Genomic DNA, 14881 nt, shown 5'->3' on the forward strand with positions numbered 1-14881 from the left:
ATATGGCGTCTCCATCTCTTTGCTCTCACCTCAGTAGCCTGGGTCAACTGCTACAAGATGAACAATACATCTGCCCCGAGTGCGTCGCCCAAGGCGACCAGTGGGTACACCTTCGCGTGTGTCAGACCTGCGGCCACGTAGGCTGCTGCGACAACTCTAAGAACAAGCATGCTACTCGTCACTTTCACGCTACCAGTCATCCGGTTATCACCTCCGCCGAGCCCGGCGAGCGATGGGCTTGGTGTTACGTGGACAGCGCGTTTGCTGAGTATTAACCTTTTATTCTGCTTATTAGAATTTCCACTTGACACAAAAAAGCCCCCCAGACTATCTCTGGGGGGCTTTTTCATGACAGGTCGCCGATCTATCCTAACTGAGCTTATTTCAGAAGCCAGCTAGGATAGAGACTTAGTGAATTGTATCAAATCCGCAGTAGCTGTGCAGTGCTTCGGGGAGACGAATGCCATCCTCGGTTTGGTTGTTTTCCAGTAGCGCCGCCACAATGCGGGGCAAGGCCAGCGCTGAGCCGTTGAGCGTATGTAATAGCTGTGTTTTGCCGCCCTCGGCGCGGTAGCGCAGCTTCAGCCGGTTGGCTTGATAGGCTTCGAAGTTACTGGCCGAGCTTACTTCCAGCCAGCGGCCCTGGGCCGCGCTCCAAACCTCCAGGTCGTAGGTGAGAGCCGAAGTGAAGCTCATGTCGCCGCCGCAGAGGCGCAATACGCGGTAGGGCAGCTCCAGCTTTTGCAGTAAGCCTTCGATGTGGGCCCGCATTTCTTCCAGGATACCGTAGCTCTGCTCGGGCAAGGCAATCTGCACGACTTCTACTTTGTCGAACTGGTGCAGGCGATTGAGGCCGCGTACATCGGCGCCCCAAGAGCCAGCCTCTCGCCGGAAGCAGGGCGTGTAGCCCGCATTGCGGATCGGCAGCTTATCAGTGGCAATAATCTCGTCGCGGTAGAGGTTAGTAATAGGCACTTCGGCCGTCGGAATCAGATAGAGGTTGTCTTGGGCATCGTGGTACATCTGGCCATCCTTGTCAGGGAGCTGGCCGGTACCGTAGCCCGAGGCTTCGTTCACTAGAATGGGGGGCTGTATTTCTAGGTAGCCAGCGGCACGGGCTTCATCGAGGAAAAAGTTGATGAGCGCACGTTGGAGGCGCGCACCTTGACCCTTGTACACCGGGAAGCCGGCGCCACTGATCTTATTGCCCAGTTCAAAGTCGATGATGTCGTACTTCTTAATTAATTCCCAGTGGGGGAGGGCGGTGGGGGGCAAATCTGGCTTAGCACCATGTTCTAGTACCACCTCGTTATCCTGAGCCGTGCGACCTTCGGGTACGCTGCTGTGTGGCAGGTTGGGCAGCTTCAGTAATACCTGCTGTAAGGCTATCTCAACCTGACCTAGCTCGTCGGCGTGGGTTTTTATTTCTGATTTGAGCGTGGCGGTACGCGTCTTCAGTTCTTCAGCTCCAGCTTTGTCGCCGCTTTTCATGAGGCCGCCAATTTGCCGGGCCAGCTCGTTGGCTTCAGCCTGGGCCGAGTCGTGGGTCGTTTGCAGCTGGCGGCGGCGCTGATCGAGGTTGAGAATAGCCGTTACGTCGGTTTCGGCGGTGGCGTAGTGCTTTTTGGCTAAGCCGGCCAGCACCAGGTCGGTTTGTTCTTTTAGGACGGAAACTTGCAGCATGGGGCAAAAGTAGGGAAGTAGTAGAGCTTTTGTACGGCAGACCAGCGTAATTATAAAGTCTTTCCAGAAGTCAATTAGAAGCGGAATAGGGTAGCGCGAACGAATACTTGTGCAAAAATGTCCATAGTATCAGAGCAAATAGCTTAAAAAAAGCGTATCTGATTTGGCAGTTTAGCCGTATTAGTCTAACATTGCGCCTACAAGCCGGCGGCTGATGCCGGGTCCGCAGTTCTTCTTTACTTGCGTACGGCCCGCTTTTATTTCCAGCGCCTCCCCCGAGTACCCCCAATTTCGCTACGTATCCTGTGCTTCGCGCCGCGCTGCGGTTGCCCATTATCGCCCAGTTTGGCCTGTGTTGCTCCCTATCCTGTTTGGCACTCCACCCCCTGCCCGTTTTTCCCCTAGTTTAGTTTATGTACAATATTGAAGAGTTGAAGGACCGCTTGCTTTCCGAGCTAAAAGAAATTGCGGAACAGCTGAAGGTCGGTAACTTCAAAAAGCTTAGCAAGCAGGATCTTATCTATAAGATTCTAGATCAACAGGCCATAACGCCCGCCGATCAGCTTCCACCCAAGACCAAGACTGCCGCCAGTCCTAAAAATGGCACCGAGCAGCCCTTCTCCGATGTAGCCGTAGCGGAAAGCGTGCCTGCTGAAGCCATTGCGCCTGCTGCACCTGCAGCCCGCCCGGCCCCCAGCCGAGCACGTGCTACCCGTGGTGCCGCAGCCCCCGTCCGGGCCGCTGCTGCCCCCGAAGTAGTGGCACCCGTAGCAGTTGCGCCGGAGCCAGCTATTGTAGAGGCTCCGGTTGCAGAGGTTGCCCCGGCTGTAATTGCTACACCTGCACCTGTAGAAGTAGAAGCTGAGGCACCGACCGAGGCGGAACCCGTTCGACCCATAAAATTATATCAACGCCCGGAGCGCCGTCAGCGCAATGGCGTTGACCGCCCCCGCAACGCTGACGTAGCAGCCGATGGAATTGGTACCGTAACTGCTGACGCACCCGTTTCCCTCACTCCAGAGGGTGCAGTGGAGGCAGCAGCTGAAGCGCACTCCGAAACGGTTGCTACCCCCACATCTTTTGCCCCGAGCGTAGCCCCCCGCGAGCCACGTACCGACCAGCCCGTCGCGCCAACGCGTGAACCCCGCGAGCGGGAATACCGAGATGGCCGCGAACCGCGAACCGATTCTCCCCGCGAGCCTCGCGAATATCGTAATGATGCCCCACGCGAACCTCGTGAATTGCGGGAAAACCGCGAACCACGTGAGAACCGTGATAACCGCGAGCCCCGCCCTCTGCGCGATGCACCCCGCGAGAATCGGGAACCCCGTGAATTGCGCGAGCCGCGTGAAAACCGGGAGCCTCGGGAAATGCGCGAACCCCGCGAGAATCGGGATAACCGGGAGCCCCGCGAAGGCCGCGACCAGCAGCGTCGCGAAGACCGCTTCGCCGCTCGCGACCAGCAGCGTGCGCCCCGCCCAGTAGCCGATGGACAACAGCCCGTCGGCCAGCAGCAGCGTCCCCGCAACGATTTTGATATAGTAGTAGACGGCGAAGGCACCCTGGAGCTAATGCCTGACGGTGGCTACGGCTTCCTCCGCTCGCCTTTTTATAACTACCTCGCCTCGCCCGACGACATTTATGTGGCGCCGCAGCAGGTAAAGCAGTTTGGCTTGAAAGCCGGCGACACCGTAAAATGCACGATTCGTCCGCCCCGTGAAGGTGAAAAGTACTTCGCGCTGGTAGGAGTAGAAGGCATCAATGGCCGCACGGTAGAAGAAGCCCGCGACCGGATTCCCTTCAACAATCTCACTCCGTTGTTTGCCGAGGAGCGCCTGAAGCTGACCACCAAGTCTAGCCTGCTCAGCACCCGTATTCTAGATCTGTTTGCCCCCATTGGTAAAGGCCAGCGGGGTCTGATTGTGGCCCAGCCCAAAACCGGTAAGACGGTGTTGTTGCAGGAAATCGCCAACGCTATTTCCGAGAATCACCCCGAGGTTTATCTCATTATCCTGCTCATTGATGAGCGCCCGGAAGAAGTGACTGACATGGCCCGCTCGGTGAAAGCCGAAGTACTAAGCTCAACCTTCGACGAAACCGCCGACCGTCACGTGAAGATTGCCAGCATTGCTCTCGACAAAGCCAAGCGCTTGGTAGAATGCGGCCACGATGTGGTGATTCTGCTCGACTCTATCACCCGTTTGGCTCGCGCTTACAACACGGTGCAGCCGGCTTCGGGCAAAATCTTGTCGGGTGGTGTGGATGCCAACGCCCTACACAAGCCTAAGCGCTTCTTCGGTGCGGCCCGTAACGTGGAAAATGGCGGCTCACTAACTATCATCGCTACCGCCTTGATTGAAACCGGCTCCAAGATGGACGAGGTTATCTTCGAGGAATTCAAAGGTACCGGCAACATGGAATTGCAGCTGGACCGCAAGCTGGCCAACAAACGCATCTTCCCCGCCATTGATGTACCGGCCTCCGGCACCCGCCGCGAAGACCTGCTCATGGGCAAGGAAGAACTCAGCCGCATCTGGGTGCTGCGCAAGTTCATGTCCGACATGACGGCCGTAGAAGCCATGGAGTTCCTGAAAGACCGCATCAAAGACACCAAGAACAACAACGAGTTCTTGATGTCGATGAACGGCTAACAGTTATCGTATTAAAAGCAAAAAAGCCCCCCAGAAAATTTCTGGGGGGCTTTTTTGTGGGTTGCATTCGCCTGGAGCTACGGGGCGAGCTTGGCAGGCTGAGACTAAGTTGGATAGCGCAGGGGCTACAACTCCCATTTTGCCCGGCTGAGAAGTGAGACCGATAGCGACTGTAGTAGCTCCGGAAGCTGCTGACGTTGCCATTCGCGTAGCTGCGCGGCCATATCCTTTTTGGCGGAAGAGAGTTGCACAGCTTCAGCCGCGGCTTTTACAGCATAGGTCGCGGCGTGCCGGGCATGGCCAGGAACATGGGCCGTGCCCGCAGCTTGTCCGGCCGCCCGCGCAGCAGCACGGGCCGCCGGGATTTGGGCTTCGCAAGCCGCCGCGTGCGCCCCGAAGGCGAATATGCGCACTTGGGTCATAGGCAATTCTCCGCGCGCCCAGGCCCGGCAGGCTTCCAGCGCTTGGCGGGGTCGCTCATCCTGGGGGCGCTCGGTTTCAAAATGGTGCAACACGTGCTCAGCGCAGGCGGTTGCCCATTGGGCTAAGGCCTGATGAGACGCCAGGTCGAGCTTCGTAATGGTCTCTGCTTTCATAGTATGAGCGTCTTGCTGCTACGAAGAAATACTATAAGCGTAGATATTCCTCGGCCGTACAGGCGGGAAAATTCGCCGAGTGGGGCCTATACGTTGGCAAACTTGCGTCAGCAAGGCAGTATCACCAAGAGACAACTTAGAGTGCATTTTGCCTACGCACCCTGCGGTAAGTACTTGCGCCTTGCCTGCGCAAGCCGGACCTTTGGACCATGGAAAACACGCCCGACCTCCCCGAACTGCTCTATATTTTCGATCCGCTTTGTGGCTGGTGCTACGGCATGACGCCCGTGGTGCAGCGCGTGCGCACCGACATGGTGGGTCAACTGCAAGTATCCGTGCTCAGTGGTGGCATGGTGACCGGCGAGCGGGTGGCCCCGCTGGGCGCTAAGTGGAACTACATTAAAAATGCTTTCCAGGACGTGGAAAGAGCTGCGGGCGTGCAGTTTGGCGACGCCTACCTGCAACTTGGCGAGGAAGGCACCAACATTCAGAATTCGGAGCCGCCGTGCCGCGCGCTTACCGTTTTTCGTCAACTGAATACCGACCCCAGCCGCACCATCGACTTCGCCCACGACATTCAGCAGGCACACTATTTCCACGGTCAAGACCTGAATGATCTAACTATCTACACTAAGCTTATTGCCCCTTATGGCTTAGACGATACTGAGTTTCAGCGCCGCCTGGCTTTGCCCGAAACGGTTACGGCTACCCGCCAGGAATTTGCTGCCGTGGAGCGCATCGGCGTGCAGGGTTTTCCCACTACCATATTGCGCGTAGGCCAACAGGGCTACGTACTAGCCCGAGGTTTTCAACCTTACGAGGCATTTAGCAAAGCAGTACGGCAGGCGTTGCAGCAGGCCACGGAAGAGCAGTAGCTGAAAGCTTAATCAGCCGCCGAAGCTACCCACGCGCACTACTTCCTTCTTGAGCGGCGCCCACACAATGCGGCGGCCGTCTTCTTTGCCCACGGTGTACTGAAAGCTGATGGCATCGGGGCGGCGGCGCAGGTCTTCCCAGGTAGCGCGGTCGAGGAGGTCGGGCTGGTGGGTGTCTTTGTCTGTAATGGCGGGCGTGCGGAAGTTTTTATCGGCAAAAAACTCGTCCATGCGGCGGCGCACGAAGGCTTCGCGCTCGGCTTGGGTGGCTGTTTTATTTTTCATCTCATACACCATCGTGGCCTCCAGGTCGGCGGCCGATAGTACTTCGCGAAAAATCGTTTCGCCCCTCGAGTCGGTGATGGTGAAGGTGACCTCGCCGGCCAGCATGGAAGGGCCGCGTAGCACCAACTTAAACTCGTCCTCGGTGGAAGGCGAAGAGAAGCGGTGCTGCTTCCGCACCACTTTCAGCGTGTCCGACTGAACATTGACGGCCGGCGCGCGAGTGGTGTCCATGGGCTCTGCTGTTACGGTAGTCGCGCCCGTTTCGGTGGCCTCGGTGCGGGTGGAGTCGGAGCCAGAGCAGGCGCCAAGGGCGAGGGGAAGCAGCAATACGGAAACGAAGGCGTAGCGCATAAGTAAGCGGGCAAGTAGAAAACCTGATGTTGCAATACGCAGCTAGCCGGCTGACTGTTCTGGGGGGCTTTTTGGCTTAACTTGCCTTATAAGCCGTTAAGCGCTAAACCAATGCCGTAGCACCAGCATGAGCACAAATGCGGCGCTTAAGCACAAGGAAGATACCTGATTCATGCGCATAGTCCGCTCGAAGCTAGCGGCCGACGCATCGGACCAGGCTAGAAAAGCCCAGCGCCCAAACAAGGCTACCACGGGTCCGGTAGCCACCAGAAAGATAACGAGGTTGGAAAGCTCATTGCGCAGCCAATACGCGACTCCCAGCAGCACCGCCCCAAACAGCAGGCCCACCGCCGCAAACACAAACGTACCCCGAATACCGAGCACGAGGCTTAGGGTTTGGTCGCCGCGCTGCCGGTCTTCCTGGTGCTGGTACACCTGCGTGAGCGGGTAAGAGCCGCACAAAAACAGCGTGCTCACTAATGCCAGCAGCAAGTTGTCGGGCACTAAAATCTCCTCAGAATTGCCCCCCACGCCCACCTGCGTCATCAGGAAAGTAAACGCGCCCTGAAACACGACGACCACCAGCGTGCTAAGAAAAGGATACTTTTTGAGCCGAATCCCCTCGTAGCTGTAGGCTTTAGAAATAAGGAGATACACAGCCACCAACCCCGCAAACACGGGACTAAGCAGCCAGGCGCCCACTACGGCCAACGCATCGAAGAGCCACACCAGATGCAGCAGCTCCTCCGATACCTTGGGGGGCTTTTTGAGGCCACCGATGCTGCCCTCGTCGCGGTCGTAGTAGGAGTTGTAGCCGTTGGAGGCCGGATACGCCAGCACGTGCAGCACCACAAACACGCCCACTGCCCGCCACGGGCTAAACGGCTCGCGCAAAGCACTCAGCCCAAACCAGAATACCGGCATCAGGTACACGGAGAAGGGAATGCGCAGCAGTGGCACAGCCCGGCGATAGGCGAGGAGCATGAAAAGCAGAAATGGTAGAAGCGTGCAAGGTAATAGTAGTAGGGCGGAGTTGTCCTACGACTTTGGAGTGGTAGGATCACGCCTGGTAAAGCTAGTTCACGCCTGCTTCGGCCAACCCACCAGATACGTAACCTGCGAGCCGGACCAGTGCTTCACCTTGCCGGCCCCCCACTCAAATTTGCCCCCCGGATCGGCTTTACGGGCCAAGTCAAGCAATCGATCCGTCGGGTACATGCGTATGATGGATACGGTCCCGTCCCAAATGGTGCACAGCGGAATTAGGGGAATGATAAATGTGAAAAACAGGCGGCTCAGACGAAATGGCGGCATAAATGGGGTTGCCAACACTTGCATGACGGGCAAAATCGTCCAGGCCAGCAGGATTTCGTGCCAGTGCTTACCGGCGCCCTCAAACACACCGATACCCGCGCCCTGCCGCACAGCATCGGCCAGGATGGCCTCGGCCGCAGCGGGCGTAAAATGATGAAACGCGGAGAAGATGGTGCGAAACCCGGTGAGGTGAGCGGGCACAGCCGTAGCATCAACAGGCGCTGTTTCGTAGCCAATTTGCCCCCCAGAGCTTTCCTTAATGCCCTGCCAGGCGTCCGGCTGCGGATATAGATCGGTGAGAGTAACACGTAAGTCAGTCAAGCCCGGTAGCTGGTGCAAGGCCCGCGCCACACCGTCGGTGCCGCCGCCCGCGCCGGCTCCGAGTTCAAGCAAGTGAAGCTGTCCGGTTTTCATCAGCGCCTCTTGTAGCACCGGCACCAGTGGCTGATAAATGCCTAGGTTCGTGGTCATGAAGCGCAAATAGTCCATCATCCCGGCCCGGATAATATCCGGGAACCAAGGCTGGTCTTCAAACTCGAATAGGTGGAGGCGAAGTTTCAAGGGTTGATAGAGTTAAATGGCTTCGCTAGCAGGTGGCTACAGACAAAGTTGTTATACTTTATGTCTGTACGAAGTCAATGTAAATGGTTGCCCAAACTCGATATATCTGCTGTAGAGGCGCGTATTCGCATCTAATCATCGTAGCTTATGTACCAGTCGCAGCCTATGTACCAGTTGATAGCTTAGGTAGTATTGATCAGAGGCAGTACCTATTCAGGGTCAACTTGAGCCATAGCGCGTTTTATACATATGAACTTGATTCGTCACAAAGTGTAATTATTAGAGGGGAGGGTTGCGAATCAGGTTTCTAATCGCCAGCTTTGCAAAACAAAGTGCTTTTCACTACTATGAATCCAGCCGTCGATCCGCTCGCCCAGCTTACTGAGATTCGCGCCATCATGGAGCGCTCGTCGCGTTACTTGTCACTGAGCGGCCTGTCGGGCATTGCGGCGGGTGTGGTGGCACTAGCGGGCGTGAGCGTCGGCTACTGGTATTTGGGCCAGGAGTACGGCAGCACCCAGGAGTTTGTGCGCGTAATGCAGAACTCCGAACAGGAGCGGCTACGTGCGCTGCCGTTTCTGCTGGGGCTTGCGGGGGGCATTATTCTGTTGGCGTTGCTGGTGGCCTTCTATTTTACTCGCCGCCGAGCCCAGCAAGATAAGGTGCAACTGTGGAGCGCCCTCGGGCGGCGGCTCGCGCTCAGCCTAGCCATTCCGCTGGTGGCTGGGGGGCTTTTTTGCTTGGCAATTTACCTGCAAGGCGCCGCCGGACTGGTGGTACCGGGTATGTTGCTGTTTTATGGCCTAGCTTTGCTCAATGCCAGCAAGTACACATTGGAAGAAATTCGGTGGCTGGGCCTCACCGAAATCGGACTGGGACTGGTGGCGGTGTTGTTCCCTGGCTATGGCCTAGTATTTTTCGCCTTAGGCTTTGGCCTGAGTCACATTATCTACGGTCTGCTCATGTACAACCGTTACGAACGGACCCCGCGCGCCCTGTGAAGCACAACATCCACATTCTCAATAAAGCCTTCGACCACCGCGTGCGCCTGGGCGTGATGGCCGTGCTTCTGGGCCAGAGCGACCCAGTAAGCTTCAACGACCTAAAAGAAGCCCTCGACCTCACCGATGGCAACTTAGCCAGTCACGTAGCCGCCCTCGAAAAGGCGGGCTACGTGGAAGTGAGCAAGCAGTTTATTGGCAAAAAACCCAATACAACGTACACGCCCTCCAAAGAAGGCAAACTGGCGTTTCAGGAGCATCTGAACGCGTTGGAAAAATTGCTGCGGGGGTAAGCGCTCTTTTTTTTGTCTGTATACTTTGTAATACAAAGTTCTTTTGAATTACTAATCCAAGTTTAATTAATTGCTGAATTATGGAAATATCCACTCATCTCCCAGGCTCGCGTTTTGGCGCAACGGCGGCGGCGGCTCCGCGTCTTGCCCTCACCACCTTGCAGAAGGTGGCAATCCCAGTCGGGGCAATCTGGTTCTACCTCCTGTTCTGGGAAGAGCGCGCGGCTCTGAACGTGTTTCTCTACACGCTATTCGTGCTAGGAGCGGGGCTGGCTGGCCTTCCGCGCCACGCTGCGCAATGGCGTTCCAACGGGTTTCGGCTGACGCTGGCCGGCACAATACTGAGTGCCGCAATGGTAGCCTGGTACGGTTCAGGAGCCGCACTCCTGGCTTGGCTGGCCTCGGCAGCTATGTGGCTCGGCTACCTCAATCAGCCCCACCTGAAGCTAGTGGCGTACGCGCTCCTGACGGCCATGAGCAGCGCCATCCAAACAGTGCCAAGGCTGGCGCAACTGCTGCTTTTGCCGCCTAAGCTAGACGGCCGCGTAGAGCGGGCCTGGTTCTACGGGCGACTGTTGGTGCTGCCGTTTGTAGCCCTGCTGGTGTTTCACATTCTGTTTGCTATCGCCAACCCCGTTTATAGTGAGCTAGTGGGTCGATTACTGGATGTGATTGGAACGTGGGTAGAGACCTTTTTCGAAGTGCTGTCCGTCCCGAGTATTCTATTTTTCTTGTTTGGTCTGGCCCTTACTGGGGTTGCGCTTGTGTTCGTGCCGGTCCATTACTTTGCCGATAAAGAGTCCCGCTTCGGCGAATTCATTCTGCGCGAGCGCGACCGGGTAGCTTCCTTCGCCGTGCGCCGCCCCGACTTCCGCGCCAAAAGCTTTCGAGCCCTCGACCTGCGCAAAGAATACCTCGTGGCGCTCAGCATGCTGGTTTTGGTGAATGTGTTGCTGCTCGTTGTCAATAGCATCGACATCAACTGGATCTGGTTTGGCTTTACTCCCGAGCCTGGTTTCGACCTCACCCAGTTTGTGCATGAAGGCACCTACGTGCTCATTCTGAGCATCCTGGTGGCAATGGGCATTGTGCTGTGGTTTTTTCGCCGCAACCTAAATTTCTATGAGCGAGGCTTGCCGGCGCTGCGCTGGCTGGCGACGGTGTGGGTACTGCAAAACGCGGTATTGGCCGTGTCGGTGGGGCTGCGCAACTACTATTACATTCTCTACACGGGCCTCGCTTACAAGCGAATTGGGGTGTACTTCTTTCTACTGCTTACCTTCTTTGGCTTGGCTACCATCTTGCTTAAAATCTGGCAGCGGCGCTCGACTTATTCATTGGTGCGCATGAATGGGTTGGCAGCCTATGTGCTGATGGTAGGGCTGGCCTGCGGCAACTGGGAAATTTGGATAGCGCGCTACAACCTGCGCCCCGAACTGCCCACGCTCGACTACGGCTTCCTGCTCGACATGCCCGACCGTGTGCTGCCCGTGTTGGCGGCTCACCCCGAAGTGCTCACCCAGCGCCAGCTCGTGCACAAATCTTACCGTAGCTGGACCACGCTCAGTCCGGAGGCAGCTAATCAGCGCCTCCAGCACCGCCTTGCCAGATTTAGGTCAGCTCAGGAAGCCCGCAACTGGCCCAGCTACACCTTCGCCGACTGGCAGGCCTACCAGCAACTAGCCAGCGCCGACCGACACGCCAAAATCGGAATCAGCAAATAGGAATTTACCCCAACTAGCAAGACCATGACTTTCCACGATTGGGCCGCCTATTTTCGCGCCAACCAAGACCACCTCGACAATCTGAGCTGGGACGATACCTACCGCCTCACCGCCCGCGAGCTGCGCGTTATTCGTCATTCTCTGCCCCAGTTTCAGCAAGGCGAGCATTCCGAGGGCAAGCACCTTTACCAGAAAGCCAAAGCCCTCGGCGACCCTGATTATGTGGCGGCTATTCGGCTGTTCATTAAGGAGGAGCAAGGCCACGCCATGGTGTTGGGGCAGTACATGGCCCTCCACCAGATTCCGCGCCTGACCAAGTCCAGTATGCTGGAAAAAGTGTTTCGTTGGCTGCGGCAGTGGGCGTCGCTGGAGCACACGCTGCGGGTGCTGCTCACGGCCGAAATTATTGCTGCCGTATATTATCAGGCGCTTTATCAGGCTACCTTTTCGGGCTTACTCCAGCAAATCTGCCGGCGTATTCTTCGTGATGAGGAAATGCACCTGAATTTTCAGTGCTTTACTCTGCATCAAATTACGCGCACCCACGGCGGACTACGTCGTTGGGCTACGCGCCAGGTATATCGTGGGCTGATGGTGGGCACTACATTGGTAGTATGGTTTACGTATCATCGCACGCTGCGAGCTGGGGGCTTTGGGCTGCTGGCTTTTGCCGAAGCCGTGAGCGTTGAGTTTGGAAGGGTAGAGGAGATGCTGACCACGCCGGGGGGCATTTCTATTCGTGGGCAGCAGGCGGCACCCGTTGTTAAACCAGCCGTCAGTGTGCCTTGTGCGCCTGTAAGGCTGGCGTTTCGGGCGCTGTGGGCAGGGGAGTAAGGTGCAAGTAAATTGAACCCGAGCACCTATCGCTGCGGTTTGGTTGGGAAATCTGGCTACGGGGCCGCGCCTAGTTGGTATATTTGCGTATCCGTCGTCGGTGCCTCCTGCTATGAGTGGCCCCTCGGCCGCCACGTGTTCTGTTCTACATGTCCGCTCCCGAATCGCCAAAGTCAGTAAAAAAGCCCCGTCGGCGCTGGCCCAATATCCTGTCGCGCATGGCGTGGGGGGCATTTATCGTAGGGTTGGGCGTGTTCCTGCTCTATCCGATTTTGGTCAGCACCAACTTCATGTTCCTCTTCGGTAAGTCGCCGGGACTAGAGGAACTGGAGAACCCCAAGGTGGAAAAAGCCTCCGAACTCTACACCTCCGATGGCGTCCTGATCGGCACGTATTTCCGCGAAAATCGCTCACCCATACCGTTCAAAAAGATTTCGCCCTTATTGGTGAAGGCTCTTATTGCCACTGAGGATGCCCGTTTTTACGAACATGCTGGTATCGATCCGCAAGCTATGGCCGGAGCCGTGTGGGCTGTGGTCCGGGGTGAAAAGCGTGGTGGCAGCACCATTACACAGCAGTTGGCCAAAAACCTATATAAAACCCGCCGCGGCGAAACCGGCGGCGCTTTTGGCCATATTCCAGTCGTCAATACGCTCGTTAGCAAAACTAAAGAATGGCTGACGGCCGTGGAGCTGGAGCGGCGCTATACCAAGGAAGAAATTCTGCGCATGTACTTCAATACGGTGGAGTACGGTTCGCAAGCCTTCGGTATTAAAGTGGCGGCCAAAACCTTCTTCAGCACCTCGCCTGACAGCCTCAAGCCCGAAGAAGCCGCCATGCTAGTCGGCGTGCTCAACAACCCCACCGCTTACAACCCTAAGTTTCACCCCGAAGCCGCCCTCAAGCGCCGCAACCTAGTACTGACGCGCATGGGGCAAGCGGGCCACCTAAGCGCCCGCGCCGTTGATTCTTTGCAAAAAAGTCCCCTGGCGTTGCGCTATCAGGTAGATAAGCACTTCGACGGCCCTGAAGCTTATTTCCGCGGAGCGGTAAGTCAGACCGTGAATCAGTGGTGCGAGAAGAACGGCTACGACATGTACCGCGACGGCCTCAAAATTTATACTACCATCGACTCGCGCATGCAGGCTCATGCTGAAGTATCGGTGCTTGAGCGCATGAAAGTATTGCAGCGGCAGTTCGATAGTTTCTGGCGCAACAGAGGGGGCAACCCGTGGGTGGATGATAAGGGCAAGGAAATTCCCGGTTTCATTGAAACCCAGATGAAGCGCACCGAGCAGTACAAAATGCTGGCCGAGCGCTACAAAGGCCAACCCGCTCGTCTAGACTCGGCTCTGAATGCTAAGCGCCCGATGAAAGTGTTCACTTGGAAAGGCGACGGCGACACGACGCTTGTTATGTCACCATTGGATTCGCTGGCGTACTACAAAAAATTCCTGCACGCGGGCATGATGACTATGGATCCCTACACGGGCCACATCAAAGCCTGGGTGGGTGGCCTGAATTACCGCTTTTTCCAGTACGACCACGTGAAGCAGGGCCGCCGTCAGCCTGGCTCTACGTTCAAGCCCTTCGTGTACCTCACTGCCCTCGACAATGGCTACACGCCTTGCGACCGTATTCGCGACCAGCGTGTGACCATTCGCTACGTGGAAAACGGCAAGGACATGGAGTGGAAGCCCAACAACGTAACCCGCGAATACTCCGGCTCCAACATGACTCTGCGCCACGCCATGGCGCGCTCCATAAACTCCGTGACGGCCCAGCTCACGGAGCTAGTAGGCTGGGAAAACGTAGCCAAATACGCCCATAAAGTCGGTATTCGGAGCAAGCTGCTTGGCGTGCCCAGCATCGGCCTAGGCTCGGGAGGCGACGTGAGTGTGTACGAGATGGTGAATGCTTACAGCACATTTGTCAACAACGGCTTTCGCACTGAGCCCTTGCTCGTAACCCGTATTGAAGACCGCAATGGCAATGTCATCAAGCAGTTTGACCCCAAGCAAACGCGCGCTATTTCGGCCGAAACGGCTTGGCTCATGCTCCATATGCTGAAAGGCGGTATGGAGGAGCCCGGCGGCACTTCCCAGGCTTTGTGGGAATACGATCTTTGGAAGAAAGGCAACGAGATAGGCGGCAAAACTGGCACCACCTCCAATTACTCCGACGGCTGGTATATGGGCGTCACCAAAGATTTAGTCTCTGGCGTGTGGGTAGGCGGCGAAGACCGCAGCATTCACTTCTTCCGCTCCCAGCAGGGCGAAGGTAGCCGCATGGCCTTACCTGTGTACGGCACCTACATGGAAAAGCTCTACCGGGATAAAAACCTGGGCATCGAGTATGGTCCCTTCCCCAAGCCTACGGTTAAGATTACGAAGAAGTATAACTGCCTAACACCTGCCCCGCGTCGTATTGTGGAGCCAATGGACTCCCTCGTAGCCGATAATCTGTTGGAAAGGTTGAACTCAGTGGGCGGAGCACGGCTGGGCGTGCCAGATAGTTTGTAAAAGCAAACCACAGGCTTTTACATAGAGCCAGTATTACCCCTTATCAAAATATTGTTTCGGTCATAAACCAAAACCTCAATCCAGCCAAGTGGGCGGGCTGTAGCTTCAATAGAATCGATGCTGCTGCTTGGAACAGATGATACACAATTTAGCTGCAGATAGTCGGGATAGCAGGGTACCTGCTCAGCATA

13 protein-coding genes are annotated in these 14881 nt (G+C 56.5%); 8 read left to right on the forward strand and 5 right to left on the reverse strand.

Going from position 1 to position 14881, the window contains the following annotated elements; all coding sequences use genetic code 11:
• The first annotated feature begins 2 nt into the window (after positions 1 to 2).
• The gene (locus tag ACW9KT_RS05050) at positions 3 to 275 is read left to right on the forward strand and encodes a UBP-type zinc finger domain-containing protein (protein ID WP_457078274.1); all 273 of its coding nucleotides are present in this window, start codon (positions 3 to 5) and stop codon (positions 273 to 275) included.
• Between the two features lie 133 nt (positions 276 to 408).
• Here ACW9KT_RS05050 and serS read toward each other — a convergent pair whose 3' ends face one another.
• Positions 409 to 1683: a serine--tRNA ligase gene (gene serS / locus ACW9KT_RS05055; RefSeq protein WP_457078275.1), complete on the reverse strand. Its 1275-nt coding sequence runs from the start codon at positions 1681 to 1683 to the stop codon at positions 409 to 411.
• A gap of 413 nt (positions 1684 to 2096) precedes the next feature.
• Here serS and rho point away from each other — a divergent pair, with 413 nt between their 5' ends.
• Entirely contained in the window at positions 2097 to 4334 is a 2238-nt protein-coding gene (gene rho / locus ACW9KT_RS05060) for a transcription termination factor Rho (RefSeq protein WP_457078276.1), read from the forward strand.
• A 125-nt stretch (positions 4335 to 4459) separates the two neighbouring features.
• On the opposite strand, the gene ACW9KT_RS05065 is transcribed toward rho, so the two are convergent.
• A complete protein-coding gene (locus tag ACW9KT_RS05065) occupies positions 4460 to 4930 on the reverse strand; it encodes a putative immunity protein (protein ID WP_457078277.1) in 471 nt (156 codons plus the stop codon).
• Positions 4931 to 5139: 209 nt separating this feature from the next.
• Between ACW9KT_RS05065 and ACW9KT_RS05070 the strand changes: the two genes are divergently transcribed.
• A complete protein-coding gene (locus ACW9KT_RS05070) occupies positions 5140 to 5805 on the forward strand; it encodes a DsbA family protein (RefSeq protein WP_457078278.1) in 666 nt (221 codons plus the stop codon).
• 12 nt (positions 5806 to 5817) lie between these two features.
• On the opposite strand, the gene ACW9KT_RS05075 is transcribed toward ACW9KT_RS05070, so the two are convergent.
• From ACW9KT_RS05075 to ACW9KT_RS05085, 3 genes are all read right to left on the reverse strand, one after another.
• Positions 5818 to 6441 carry a hypothetical protein gene (locus ACW9KT_RS05075; RefSeq protein ID WP_457078279.1) on the reverse strand — a complete coding sequence of 208 codons (624 nt, stop codon included), beginning with the start codon at positions 6439 to 6441 and terminating at the stop codon, positions 5818 to 5820.
• A gap of 96 nt (positions 6442 to 6537) precedes the next feature.
• Positions 6538 to 7425, reverse strand: coding sequence for a UbiA family prenyltransferase (locus ACW9KT_RS05080; protein ID WP_457078280.1), 888 nt, complete (start codon positions 7423 to 7425; stop codon positions 6538 to 6540).
• A gap of 96 nt (positions 7426 to 7521) precedes the next feature.
• A complete protein-coding gene (locus tag ACW9KT_RS05085; protein WP_457078281.1) occupies positions 7522 to 8316 on the reverse strand; it encodes a class I SAM-dependent methyltransferase in 795 nt (264 codons plus the stop codon).
• Between the two features lie 347 nt (positions 8317 to 8663).
• Between ACW9KT_RS05085 and ACW9KT_RS05090 the strand changes: the two genes are divergently transcribed.
• From ACW9KT_RS05090 to ACW9KT_RS05110, 5 genes are all read left to right on the forward strand, one after another.
• Positions 8664 to 9317 carry a hypothetical protein gene (locus ACW9KT_RS05090; RefSeq protein WP_457078282.1) on the forward strand — a complete coding sequence of 218 codons (654 nt, stop codon included), beginning with the start codon at positions 8664 to 8666 and terminating at the stop codon, positions 9315 to 9317.
• Positions 9314 to 9610 carry a winged helix-turn-helix domain-containing protein gene (locus ACW9KT_RS05095; RefSeq protein ID WP_457078283.1) on the forward strand — a complete coding sequence of 99 codons (297 nt, stop codon included), beginning with the start codon at positions 9314 to 9316 and terminating at the stop codon, positions 9608 to 9610. Before ACW9KT_RS05090 ends, ACW9KT_RS05095 begins: the two co-directional genes overlap by 4 nt.
• Before the next feature lie 80 nt (positions 9611 to 9690).
• Positions 9691 to 11334, forward strand: a complete 1644-nt coding sequence (locus ACW9KT_RS05100) for a DUF4153 domain-containing protein (RefSeq protein ID WP_457078284.1) — start codon at positions 9691 to 9693, stop codon at positions 11332 to 11334.
• Positions 11335 to 11358: 24 nt separating this feature from the next.
• Positions 11359 to 12168, forward strand: coding sequence for a ferritin-like domain-containing protein (locus ACW9KT_RS05105; RefSeq protein ID WP_457078285.1), 810 nt, complete (start codon positions 11359 to 11361; stop codon positions 12166 to 12168).
• A gap of 149 nt (positions 12169 to 12317) precedes the next feature.
• Positions 12318 to 14690, forward strand: coding sequence for a transglycosylase domain-containing protein (locus tag ACW9KT_RS05110; protein WP_457078286.1), 2373 nt, complete (start codon positions 12318 to 12320; stop codon positions 14688 to 14690).
• Positions 14691 to 14881: the final 191 nt, after the last annotated feature.

This window comes from Hymenobacter sp. HD11105 (genome assembly GCF_054051685.1).